The organism is Streptomyces sp. NPDC004647 (assembly GCF_040609575.1).
In the GTDB taxonomy this organism is placed as follows: Bacteria; Actinomycetota; Actinomycetes; order Streptomycetales; family Streptomycetaceae; genus Streptomyces.
The window spans coordinates 28,721-40,266 of the sequence record NZ_JBEXKU010000049.1 but is presented as its reverse complement, the minus strand read 5'-3'; the positions used below and the strand labels follow the sequence as shown (position 1 = coordinate 40,266).

Genomic DNA, 11,546 nt, shown 5'->3' with positions numbered 1-11,546 from the left:
GGCTCGACAGCGCGGATATACGCCGTGCCGTCGCCGCCGCTGTCCGGCCGCTCCGGGCGGCCTCCACCGGCGACTGCGCCGGTACCGACGCTGCTGTACGGGGCCCTGACGGCCGCCGCGCCGACCGCCGTCTCCGTGACAGACGGCACACGGCTCTTCCGGAGAGCCGGGGCGTGACTAGGCTCGGGAACATGGTCAATCTGACGCGCATCTACACCCGTACCGGGGACGACGGCACGACCGCCCTCGGTGACATGAGCCGCACCACGAAGACCGACTCGCGGATCGCGGCGTACGCCGACGCGAACGAGGCGAACGCCGCGATCGGCGTGGCCATCGCCCTGGGGGAGCTGCCGGAGCCCCTCGTCAAGGTCCTCGTCCGCGTGCAGAACGACCTGTTCGACGTCGGCGCCGACCTGGCCACCCCGGTGGTCGAGGAGCCGAAGTACCCGCCGCTGCGTGTCGAGCAGGGCTACATCGACAAGCTGGAGGCGGACTGCGACCGCTTCCTGGAGGACCTGGAGAAGCTGCGCAGCTTCATCCTCCCGGGCGGCACGCCGGGCGCCGCGCTGCTGCACCAGGCGTGCACGGTGGTCCGGCGCGCGGAGCGGTCCACATGGGCGGCGCTGGAGATGCACGCCGACATCATGAACCCGCTCACCGCGACGTATCTCAACCGGCTGTCGGACCTGTTGTTCATCCTGGCGAGGACGGCGAACAGGGAGGTCGGGGACATCCTCTGGGTCCCGGGCGAGAACCGCTGACGCACCCGGCGCCCGCCCCGCCGCGGGTACACCCCGGGCGGGAACCGCTGCCCCGCGACACCGCCCGCCGGGATACGGAATCGGGGCCGGGAGCCGCTAGCGCAGCGACTTCTCCGGGGGCTGGGGCGTCTCCTGGGACGCGCCCCCGCCCGGCTCCCGCTTCGGCAGGACCGTGTAACTCCCGGCGATGATCAGGTTGATGCCGATCACCCAGAGCATCCTGGTCTGCCACGTCCGCAAAGAGCCGGTGTCGCCGTCGTCCCCGACGTACCAGATCGCGCCCTGGAGCAGCGCCATCGCGATGACCGCGGCGAGGATCCAGCGGCCGGCGGTCTGCCACTCGTGCACCGTGCGCGGCATCCCGTACTTCGGCGGTCCGCTCGGCCTCGGTCCGCCCGCGAAGCGGTGCGCGAAGTGTCCGTCGGCCCACTTGATCAGGTAGTGGCCCATGGCGACGGTGAAGCCGATGTAGACGGCGGCCAGGCCGTGCTTCCAGTCCGGCTCCGCGCCGTTCTTCAGGTCGATCGCGGTGGCTGCCAGCAGCACCACCTCGAGCAACGGCTCGCACGCCAGCACCGCCAGGCCCGCGCGGGGCATTTTCGCCAGGTACCGCAGGCTCAGTCCTCCGGCCAGCAGCACCCAGAAGGCGACTTCACAGACGATGATCAGGGCGACGATCACAGCGAGTTCCTCTCCCGGCAAGTCCCTCCAGCATCTCGGCGGACCGGGCCCGTCGCGTCGTCGGCAGTGACGACCCGGGACTGCACCCTTCGATGTACCGGGCGATAGACCGCACGCCGAGGCGCCGGGCACCGCGCACCCTGTTGGATGGGACGGTGACCGTCCTTCTCCGCCCGCACCGCCACGATGTGATGATCGCGCTCACCGGGCTGCTGAGCGGACTGGTCCTGTGGTCGCTGGGGCTGGATTCCCTGGGGAACCGGGCGGCCGAAGTCCGCTGGGTCTCGCTCCTCCCGCTGGCCGTCATGGCCGGCACCGAGCTGTTGCGCAGGACCGCGCCCCGCACCGCGACGCTGATCGGCACCGTCACCGTCGTCGCCGACGAGTTCATCAGCGGAAATCTCGCGACGGTGCTGATGTTCACCGACATCATGTACGCGGCCGTGGTCTACGGCTCCCCCGCCTCCGCGCGCCGGATCCCGGTGACCACCGGCCTGATCACCATCGCGGTGACCATCACGGCCCTGGCGTGGTTCCGCGATCCACAGGCCCTGCTGATCGGTGTGGTCACCGGCCTGGTCAGCTTCGCCCCGGCCACCACCGGCGCGATCCTCCGCAACCAGCGGGACGCAACGGAGAGCGCCCGGCTGCGCGCCGAGCAGACCGCGCTGCTGTCCGAGATGGACCGCCGGGAGGCCGTGATGGCCGAGCGCGCCCGGATGGCCCGCGAGCTGCACGACATGGTGGCCAACCACCTTTCCGCGATCGCGATCCACTCCACCGCCGCGCTGTCGATCGGCCGGCCCGAGGCCACGGACGAGGCGCTGAACGTCATCCGGGAGAACAGCGTGCAGGGCCTGTCCGAAATGCGCCGGCTCATCGGGCTGCTCCGGGACTCCGGCGCCCAGGACGAGCCGGCCGCCGCCCCCACGCTCGCCGGGCTCGACGCGCTGCTTGCCCAGGCACGTACGAGCGGCGCCGCCGGCGGCCAGTGGTTCACCTTGCGCGACGACAGGCCGGAGGGCGCACCCGCGCCCCCGGCGCCTGTCGATCTGGCCGCGTACCGGATCGTGCAGGAGTCACTGACGAACGCGCTCAAACACGCCGCCGCCGGAGAGGTTCTCGTGGAACTCGCACACACCGCACAACCCTTCGGCACCGGCCCGCTGACGGTCCGGGTCACCAGCCCTTTCGGGGACCGTCCTGGCCCCCGGGCGCCCGGCTCCGGAGCGGGGCTGGCGGGCATGCGCGAGCGCGTGGCGCTGCTCCGCGGGGAGTTCGAGGCAGGCCCGGTCGCGGGCCCGTCGGCCTCCCGGACGAAGCAGTGGCAGGTACGGGCCGTGCTGCCGCTGGACGAAGAGAGGACACGATGACGGACGCGCCACAGGCCCCCGGGAACACCCGGGCCCCGAAGCCGCCCATTCGCGTACTGGTGGCCGAGGACCAGTCCGCCGTACGGGCCGGGCTGGTGCTGATCCTGCGCTCCGCGGAGGGCATCGAGGTCGCCGCGGAGGCCTGCGACGGGGAGGAGGCCGTCCGGCTGGCCCGCGAGCTCCGCCCCGACCTGGTCCTCATGGACATCCAGATGCCCCGGCTCGACGGGGTCTCGGCCACGCGTCAGGTGGTCTCGGAGGGGTTGGCGGATGTCCTGGTCCTGACCACCTTCGACCTGGACGAGTACGTCTTCGGCGCGCTGCGCGCCGGGGCGGCCGGTTTTCTGCTCAAGGACAGCGACGCGGCGGGCATGGTGGAGGCGGTACGGACGGTGGCGCGCGGGGACGGAATCATCGCTCCCGCGGTGACCCGGCGACTGATCGCCGAGTTCGCCGCGCCCCGGCCCGTACGGACGCCGGAAGGCCCCGATCCAGCGGTGCTGGACGCGCTGACTCGGCGGGAGCGGGAAGTGCTGATGTGCCTCGGCGAGGGCCTGTCGAACGCGGAGATCGCGGCCCGGCTGACGATGGCGGAGGCCACGGTGAAGACACATGTGAGCCGGCTGCTGTCCAAGCTGGAGCTGCGAAGCAGGGTGCAGGCGGCCGTACTGGCACGGGAGTTGGGCATCCGCCACTGAGACGGTGGCAGGGAGGTACGGCCGGAGGCAGGGACACGTCGGCTCTTATTCAGGCCACATTGACTCGTTGGCCGGGCGGGGCTGCCTCGAGCCAGGCGAGGAAGCCGGTGAGCGCGTCCTCGCTCATCGCGAGTTCGAGGTGGGTGCCGCGGTGCAGACAGCCGAGGATTATCGAGTCGGAGAGCAGTGCCAGCTCCTCCTCGCCCTGCGGGGCCCGGCGCGAGAGCACCTCGATGGCGGAGCGTTCCAGGACGCGGCGCGGGCGCGGGGCGTACGAGAACACCCGGAACCACTCGATCCGGTCACCGTTGTAGCGGGCGACTCCGTACACCCAGCCCTTGCCTCCCCGCTCAGGGCCCGAGCCGGACTCCGGGTCCGCGCTCGAGGGAACATTCCAGCGCAGGCTGCAGTCGAACGTGCCGCCTGAGCGCTGGATGAGCCTGCGGCGCAGACCGAAGACGAACAGCCCCAGCAGCACGAGTGCGACCACCGCGCAGCTCACCATCAGCGCGAGGAACATCTTCTCCGACCTCCTCGCCTCATGTACCGGACCAGTATGACCTCTTGATCTGCTTCAGCCGCGGACAGCCCTGGAGGAATCCAGTGCGGTCCGCGGCTGAGGGTGTTCCGTGTCGCCGTGCGGCTCAGCGGGTCCCTGCCGCGGCCACCAGCCGGACCTCCGCGCGCCGCTCCGCGGCGGCGTCGGTGTCGGCCTTCGCCCGCTCCAGTGCACGCTCGGCACGGGCGATGTCGATCTCGTCCGCCAGCTCAGCGACCTCTGCGAGCAGCGAGAGTTTGTTCTCGGAGAAGGAGATGAAGCCGCCGTGCACCGCGGCGACGACGGTGCCGCCGTCGCTTGTACGGATGGTGATCGGGCCGTACTCCAGCACACCGAGCAGTGGCTGGTGGCCCGGCATGACGCCGATATCACCCGATGTGGTGCGCGCGACGACCAGGGTGGCCTCGCCGGACCAGACATTGCGGTCCGCGGCGACCAGCTCGACGTGCAGCTCAGCAGCCAACGTGGCTCCTCGGGTCTCCACCTGCCGTGGCAGGTGTCCAGAAAAAGACTGGGGTGTAAAGAGTAACGGGCGGAGGTGTCGGGGGCGGGACGGGCCCGCCCCCGACACCATCGAGCACGGGGCTCAGGAGACGCCCAGCTCCTTGGCATTCGCCTTCAGGTCCTCGATGCCACCGCACATGAAGAACGCCTGCTCGGGGAAGTGGTCGTACTCGCCGTCGGCGATCGCGTTGAAGGCCGTGATCGACTCGTCGAGCGAGACGTCCGATCCGTCGAGACCGGTGAACTGCTTCGCCGCGTGGGTGTTCTGCGACAGGAAGCGCTCGATACGGCGGGCGCGGTGGACGGTGAGCTTGTCCTCCTCGCCGAGCTCGTCGATACCGAGAATCGCGATGATGTCCTGGAGGTCCTTGTACTTCTGCAGGATCCCCTTGACGCGGCTGGCCGTGTCGTAGTGCTCCTGCGTGATGTAGCGCGGGTCCAGGATGCGGGACGTCGAGTCCAGCGGGTCCACCGCCGGGTAGATGCCCTTCTCCGAGATCGGCCGGGAGAGCACCGTCGTCGCGTCGAGGTGCGCGAAGGTGGTCGCCGGGGCCGGGTCGGTCAGGTCGTCCGCCGGCACGTAGATCGCCTGCATCGAGGTGATCGAGTGACCGCGGGTCGAGGTGATGCGCTCCTGCAGGAGGCCCATCTCGTCCGCGAGGTTCGGCTGGTAGCCCACCGCGGACGGCATACGGCCGAGCAGGGTGGACACCTCGGAACCGGCCTGGGTGAAGCGGAAGATGTTGTCGATGAAGAACAGCACGTCCTGCTTCTGCACATCGCGGAAGTACTCCGCCATGGTCAGGCCGGCCAGCGCGACGCGGAGACGGGTGCCCGGGGGCTCGTCCATCTGGCCGAAGACCAGCGCGGTCTTGTCCAGAACGCCGGACTCGGTCATCTCGTCGATGAGGTCGTTGCCCTCACGGGTGCGCTCGCCGACGCCGGCGAACACGGAAACGCCCTCGTGCAGCTTGGCCACACGCATGATCATTTCCTGGATGAGGACGGTCTTGCCGACGCCCGCACCACCGAACAGGCCGATCTTGCCGCCCTTGACGTACGGGGTCAGCAGGTCGACGACCTTCAGGCCGGTCTCGAACATCTCGGTCTTCGACTCGAGCTGGTCGAAGGCCGGAGCCTTGCGGTGGATCGGCCACCGCTCGGTGACCTCCGCCTCCGCCTCCGGCACGTTCAGGATCTCACCGAGGGTGTTGAACACCTTGCCCTTGGTGATGTCCCCGACCGGCACGGTGATGCCGTTGCCGGTGTTGGTGACCGTGGCCTGGCGGACCAGGCCGTCGGTGGGCTGCATCGAGATCGCGCGGACCAGGCCCTCACCGAGGTGCTGGGCGACCTCGAGGGTCAGCGTCTTGAGTTTGCCGTCCTCGGCCGGGTCGGCGACCTGGACGGTCAGCGCGTTGTAGATCTCCGGCATCGCGTCGACGGGGAACTCCACGTCGACGACCGGGCCGATGACCCGCGCGACGCGGCCGGTGGCCACGCCGGCAGGAGCGGTCGGCTCAACAGTGGTGGTCATATCTCAGTCACTCCCCGCGGTCGCGTCGGCCAGGGCACTCGCGCCACCGACGATCTCGCTGATTTCCTGGGTGATGTCGGCCTGGCGGGCCGCATTGGCAAGCCGCGTGAGCGACTTGATGAGCTCTTCGGCGTTGTCGGTCGCCGACTTCATCGCACGTCGCGTCGCGGCGTGCTTGGAGGCGGCCGACTGCAGCAGTGCGTTGTAGATACGGCTCTCGACGTACCGCGGCAGCAGGGCGTCGAGGACGTCCTCCGCGGACGGCTCGAAGTCGTACAGCGGAAGAATCTCGTCCTTCGGACCCGACTCCTTCGCCACCTCGTCGAGGCTCAGCGGCAGCAGCCGGTCGTCGACCGGCGTCTGCGTGATCATCGACACGAACTCGGTGAAGACGATGTGCAGTTCGTCCACACCGCCCTCGGCCGTGTCCTTCTGGACCGCCTCGATCAGCGGGCCGGCGACCGCCTTGGCGTCCGCGTACGTCGGGCCCTCGGTGAAGCCGGTCCACGACTCCACCACCCGGCGCTCACGGAAGGTGAAGTAGGCGACACCCTTGCGGCCGACGATGTACGTGTCGACCTCCTTGCCCTCCGCGGTGAGCCGCTCGGTGAGCCGGTCCGCCGCCTTGATGGCGTTGGAGGAGTAGCCGCCGGCCAGACCGCGGTCGCTCGTGATGAGCAGGACCGCGGCGCGGACCGGACTGTCCACCTCGGTGGTCAGCGGGTGCTTGGTGTTGGAGCCGGTCGCCACCGCCGTCACCGCGCGAGTGAGCTCACTCGCATACGGTGTCGACGCCGCCACCTGGCGCTGCGCCTTGACGATGCGCGACGCGGCGATCATCTCCATCGCCTTGGTGATCTTCTTCGTGGCGGTGACGGACTTGATCCGGCGCTTGTATACGCGAATCTGGGCGCCCATACTCAGCCCTCACCCAGCAGCTTGCCGTCCGAGGTCTCGAACTGCTTCTTGAAGCTCGCGACCGCGTCGGCCAGCGCCTGCAGCGTGTCGTCGGACATCTTGCCGCCCTCGCGGATGGACGTCATCAGGCCCTTGTGCTCCCGGCCCAGGTAGTCGAGGAGCTCCCGCTCGAAGCGGCGGATGTCCGCGACCGGTACATCGTCCATTTTGCCGGTGGTGCCGGCCCAGATGGAGACGACCTGGTTCTCGGTGGAGTACGGGGCGTACTGGCCCTGCTTCAGCAGCTCGACCATGCGCTTGCCGCGCTCCAGCGAGGCCTTGGAGGCCGCGTCCAGGTCGGAACCGAAGGCGGCGAACGCCTCCAGCTCGCGGTACTGGGCGAGGTCCACACGGAGCCGGCCGGAGACCTGCTTCATGGCCTTGTGCTGGGCGGAGCCACCGACTCGGGAGACCGAGATACCGACGTTCAGCGCCGGCCGCTGGCCCGCGTTGAACAGGTCGGACTCCAGGAAGCACTGGCCGTCGGTGATGGAGATGACGTTGGTCGGAATGAACGCCGACACGTCGTTGGCCTTGGTCTCGACGATCGGCAGGCCGGTCATCGAGCCCTTGCCCAGCTCGTCGCCGAGCTTGGCGCAGCGCTCGAGCAGCCGGGAGTGCAGGTAGAAGACGTCACCCGGGTAGGCCTCACGGCCCGGCGGGCGGCGCAGCAGCAGCGAGACGGCGCGGTAGGCGTCGGCCTGCTTCGACAGGTCGTCGAAGACGATCAGGACGTGCTTGCCCTGGTACATCCAGTGCTGGCCGATGGCCGAGCCGGTGTACGGAGCCAGGTACTTGAAGCCGGCCGGGTCGGACGCCGGGGCGGCGACGATCGTCGTGTACTCCAGGGCGCCGGCCTCCTCCAGCGCGCCGCGCACGGACGCGATGGTGGAGCCCTTCTGGCCGATCGCGACGTAGATGCAGCGCACCTGCTTGTCGGGGTCGCCGGAACGCCAGTTGTCACGCTGGTTGATGATCGTGTCGACGGCCAGCGCGGTCTTGCCGGTCTGCCGGTCGCCGATGATCAGCTGACGCTGGCCACGGCCGATCGGGGTCATGGCGTCGACGGCCTTGAGGCCGGTCTCCATCGGCTCGTGGACCGACTTACGGACCATGACGCCGGGAGCCTGCAGCTCAAGGGCGCGACGGCCTTCGGTCTCGATCTCGCCGAGGCCGTCGATCGGGGTGCCCAGCGGGTCGACGACACGACCCAGGTAGCCCTCGCCGACCGCGACGGAGAGGACCTCACCGGTACGCGTGACCGGCTGTCCCTCCTCGATGCCGCTGAACTCGCCGAGGACGACCGCACCGATCTCGCGCTCCTCGAGGTTCAGGGCGAGACCGAGGGTCCCGTCCTCGAACTTCAGCAGCTCGTTCGCCATGGCCGAGGGAAGACCCTCGACCTTCGCGATGCCGTCGCCGGCAACGCTGACCGTACCGACCTCCTCGCGCGAGGCCGCGTCCGGCTTGTACGCCTGGACAAAGTTCTCCAGTGCGTCCCGGATCTCCTCCGGCCGGATCGTGAGCTCCGCCATCTGGGTTCCCTGCTCTCCTTGTTGGGCCCGAAGTGTTCTCTGGGGGTACCGGGGGTCACCCCCGGAGATGTCACTGCGACTACGGCCCAACTCGGGCCGCTAACAGTACTTTTCTTAAGCTGGGCTGTTGAGTTGGTGGCTGGTCAGCCGGCCATCCGCCGAGCCGCCTCTTCGAGGCGGTCCGCGATGGTCCCGTTGATGACCTCGTCGCCGACCCGGACCGAGATCCCTCCGAGGATCTCGGGGTCCACGTCGAGATTCAGGTGCATCTGCCGGCCGTACAGCTTCGCCAGTGCAGCGCCGAGACGCTGCTTCTGCCGGTCGCTGAGCGGCACCGCCGAGGTGACGACCGCGACCGATCGGCCCCGGCGCTCCGCGGCCAGCTTGGAGAGGGCCTCGAGCCCTCCCTCCAGGCTACGGCCACGCGGCTGTGTCACAAGACGCACCACAAGACGCTCGGTGACCGGGTTCACCCTGCCGCCCAGCAGACCGCGCAGCAGCTCGGTCTTGGCGGTGGCCGTGGCCGTACGGTCGGTGAGCGCGGACCGCAGCTCCGGCGAGGAGGAGACGATCCGGCCGAACCGGAACAGCTCGTCCTCGACGTCGTCGAGCTCATCGGTCCGCTGCGCCGCGACGAGGTCGGCGATGCTCGCCAGCTCCTCGATCGAGTCCGCCAGGTCGCGCGAGCGTGACCAGCGGGAACGGACCATGCCGGAGACCAGGTCGACGGTCTCGCCGCCGACCTGGCTGCTCAGCAGACGCGCCGCCAGCTCGGCCTTGGCCTCACCGGCCTGCCCCGGGTCGGTCAGGACCCGACGCAGCGACACCTCGCGGTCGAGCAGCCCCGTGACGGCGGCCAGCTCCTCGGCGAGCTTCGCCGCGTCGACGGACGTGTTGTCCGTCAGCGCGTCGAGACGCTCGCGCGCGGAGGCCAGTGCCTCGCGGCTCGCTCCATTCATCGGGCAGCCTCGGCCTTCTCCTCGAGCTCGTCGAGGAAGCGGTCGATGGTGCGGCTCTGCCTGACGACGTCCTCGAGGGACTCGCCGACGAGCTTGCCGGCCAGGTCGGTGGCGAGCTTGCCCACGTCCTGGCGCAGCGTCTGCGCTGCCTGCTTGCGGTCGGCCTCGATCTGGGTGTGACCTGCGGCGATGATCTCCTCACGCTGCCGCTGGCCTTCCGCACGCATCTCCGCGATGAGTGCGGCACCCTGCTCCTGCGCCTCCTGGCGCAGACGGGCGGCCTCGTGCCGGGCCTCGGCGAGCTGAGCCTTGTACTGCTCGAGCACGTCCTGGGCTTCGGCCTTGGCCGCCTCGGCCTCCTCGATCCCGCCTTCGATGGCCGCGCGGCGCTGCTCCAGAACCTTGTTGATGTTCGGGAGAAGCTTCTTCGCGAGGAAGCCGAAGACGATCGCGAAAGCGATCAGGCCGATGACGATCTCTGGGAGGGCCGGGAGGAGGGGGTTCATCTCCTCCTCCTGGGCCAGCTGCAGGGCGATCACATCAGTGCCTTTCGTCGAATCGGGCAGGTACGTATGCCGCGATCACTTCGTCGGGTAGACGAACGGCATGACCAGACCGATCAGGGCCAGCGCCTCACAGAGGACGAAGCCCAGGATCTGGTTGGCACGGATCAGGCCGGCGGCCTCAGGCTGACGGGCCAGCGCCTGGGTGCCATTACCGAAGATGATGCCGACGCCGACGCCGGGGCCGATCGCCGCGAGGCCGTAGCCGATGGAGCCGAGGTTGCCCTTGATTTCGACGCCCTGGGCGAGGGTCTGGAGCGCAGCAGACATGCCGGTTTCTTCCTTCTCTTTCACGGACCGGTGGGGGTTGGCCACCGGACGCCTATCGGATGGGGGCTGGCTGCTCAGTGGTGCTCGGCGAGAGCGCCCTGAATGTAGTTGCAGGCCAGGAGGATGAAGACGTAGGCCTGCAGTGCCTGAATGAACAGTTCGAAGGCCGTCAGCAGGATGGTCATGACGAACGAGACGCCGGCGTACGCGATGCCGATGCCGTTGAGCATGTACCACGTGGCGATGGTGAAGATCAGCAGCAGTACGTGCCCGGCGAACATGTTGGCGAAGAGCCGGACCGCGTGCGTGAACGGCCTGATCAGCAGGTTCGAGAGGACCTCGATGAACATGACCACCGGAAGCACCGGGCCGAGCGACTTGTCATAGCCGGCGATGTTCTTCCAGCCGCCGACGAAGCCGTGCCGCTTGAAGGTCACGCTGACCCACAGGACATAGACGATCAAGGCGAGGGCTACCGGGAATCCGATGACCGACGGCACCGGGAACTGGGCCAGCGGAATGATGGCCCAGATGTTCATGATCCAGATGAAGAAGAACAGCGAGACCATGAGGGGGACATACTTCTCGCCCTCGCGCTTGCCCAGCGTCTCGTAAACGACGCCACGGCGGACGAAGTCATAACCTGCCTCGCCCACCATCTGCAGCTTGCCGGGGATGAGCTTCGGCTTGTTGAAGGCGGCCCAGAAGAACCCGATGACGACGATCGTGCTCAGCAGCGCCAGCATCATCGGCTTGTTGAACTCGACGCCGCCCACGTGGAAGAGCGGCTTGAAGACGAATGAGTGCAGCCCAGGGGACACTTCAGTGAAGCCGCACCCATCAAAAAGGTGGCAATCGGTCTCGAAGGCGAGCATCTTTGCGTCACTCACCGCGAGCTCCTTCAGCTTGGCGCATGGGTACGGCAACCTCGATGTGTCGGCGCGGCAAGAAGCCGCGGGACGGCACTGGACTGGTCTTACGAATGTGGGGGCGGCTGGTCGGCGTCGAGCCGAGTGGCCTGCCAGGCATCAGCTGCATGGGCTGCCGGTTCCGTCCCGTGGAACCCGGGAACTCGGCGGCCTGCGCCCGCGATACCTCAGTTGGCACCGGACGATAGCAGGAGCTCCTGCTCAAACGTATTGCGGC

At 68.7% G+C, this 11,546-nt stretch carries 13 protein-coding genes; 3 read left to right on the top strand and 10 right to left on the bottom strand.

The features are described 5' to 3' along the window. Positions 1-191: 191 nt before the first annotated feature. Positions 192-764, top strand: coding sequence for a cob(I)yrinic acid a,c-diamide adenosyltransferase (locus ABZW18_RS21840; RefSeq protein WP_356189790.1), 573 nt, complete (start codon positions 192-194; stop codon positions 762-764). A 96-nt stretch (positions 765-860) separates the two neighbouring features. Here ABZW18_RS21840 and ABZW18_RS21835 read toward each other — a convergent pair whose 3' ends face one another. Beyond that, complete coding sequence (locus ABZW18_RS21835) at positions 861-1,445, bottom strand: hypothetical protein (RefSeq protein ID WP_356189788.1); 585 nt, start codon at positions 1,443-1,445, stop codon at positions 861-863. Positions 1,446-1,600: 155 nt separating this feature from the next. On the opposite strand from ABZW18_RS21835, the gene ABZW18_RS21830 reads away from it, so the two are divergent. Continuing rightward, positions 1,601-2,818 (top strand): histidine kinase, encoded by a 1,218-nt coding sequence (locus tag ABZW18_RS21830; protein ID WP_356189786.1) that lies wholly within the window; start codon positions 1,601-1,603, stop codon positions 2,816-2,818. Continuing rightward, positions 2,815-3,516: a response regulator transcription factor gene (locus ABZW18_RS21825; RefSeq protein ID WP_356189784.1), complete on the top strand. Its 702-nt coding sequence runs from the start codon at positions 2,815-2,817 to the stop codon at positions 3,514-3,516. Before ABZW18_RS21830 ends, ABZW18_RS21825 begins: the two co-directional genes overlap by 4 nt. Before the next feature lie 49 nt (positions 3,517-3,565). On the opposite strand, the gene ABZW18_RS21820 is transcribed toward ABZW18_RS21825, so the two are convergent. The 9 genes from ABZW18_RS21820 to atpB all read right to left on the bottom strand — a co-directional run bounded on the left by ABZW18_RS21820 (position 3,566) and on the right by atpB (position 11,275). Continuing rightward, entirely contained in the window at positions 3,566-4,036 is a 471-nt protein-coding gene (locus tag ABZW18_RS21820) for a DUF2550 domain-containing protein (RefSeq protein WP_356189782.1), read from the bottom strand. Positions 4,037-4,160: 124 nt separating this feature from the next. After that, a complete protein-coding gene (locus ABZW18_RS21815; RefSeq protein ID WP_356189780.1) occupies positions 4,161-4,538 on the bottom strand; it encodes a F0F1 ATP synthase subunit epsilon in 378 nt (125 codons plus the stop codon). A gap of 123 nt (positions 4,539-4,661) precedes the next feature. Beyond that, positions 4,662-6,116 (bottom strand): F0F1 ATP synthase subunit beta, encoded by a 1,455-nt coding sequence (atpD, locus tag ABZW18_RS21810; protein ID WP_356189778.1) that lies wholly within the window; start codon positions 6,114-6,116, stop codon positions 4,662-4,664. Positions 6,117-6,119: 3 nt separating this feature from the next. Continuing rightward, positions 6,120-7,034, bottom strand: a complete 915-nt coding sequence (locus ABZW18_RS21805; RefSeq protein ID WP_356189776.1) for a F0F1 ATP synthase subunit gamma — start codon at positions 7,032-7,034, stop codon at positions 6,120-6,122. Positions 7,035-7,036: 2 nt separating this feature from the next. Beyond that, entirely contained in the window at positions 7,037-8,608 is a 1,572-nt protein-coding gene (atpA, locus tag ABZW18_RS21800) for a F0F1 ATP synthase subunit alpha (protein ID WP_356189774.1), read from the bottom strand. 143 nt (positions 8,609-8,751) lie between these two features. Beyond that, positions 8,752-9,567, bottom strand: a complete 816-nt coding sequence (locus ABZW18_RS21795) for a F0F1 ATP synthase subunit delta (protein WP_356189772.1) — start codon at positions 9,565-9,567, stop codon at positions 8,752-8,754. Beyond that, on the bottom strand, positions 9,564-10,106 hold the full coding sequence (locus ABZW18_RS21790; RefSeq protein WP_356189770.1) for a F0F1 ATP synthase subunit B: 543 nt from the start codon (positions 10,104-10,106) through the stop codon (positions 9,564-9,566). Before ABZW18_RS21790 ends, ABZW18_RS21795 begins: the two co-directional genes overlap by 4 nt. A gap of 42 nt (positions 10,107-10,148) precedes the next feature. Next, positions 10,149-10,400 carry a F0F1 ATP synthase subunit C gene (locus ABZW18_RS21785; RefSeq protein WP_356189832.1) on the bottom strand — a complete coding sequence of 84 codons (252 nt, stop codon included), beginning with the start codon at positions 10,398-10,400 and terminating at the stop codon, positions 10,149-10,151. Between the two features lie 74 nt (positions 10,401-10,474). After that, positions 10,475-11,275 (bottom strand): F0F1 ATP synthase subunit A, encoded by an 801-nt coding sequence (atpB, locus tag ABZW18_RS21780; RefSeq protein WP_356189830.1) that lies wholly within the window; start codon positions 11,273-11,275, stop codon positions 10,475-10,477. Positions 11,276-11,546: the final 271 nt, after the last annotated feature.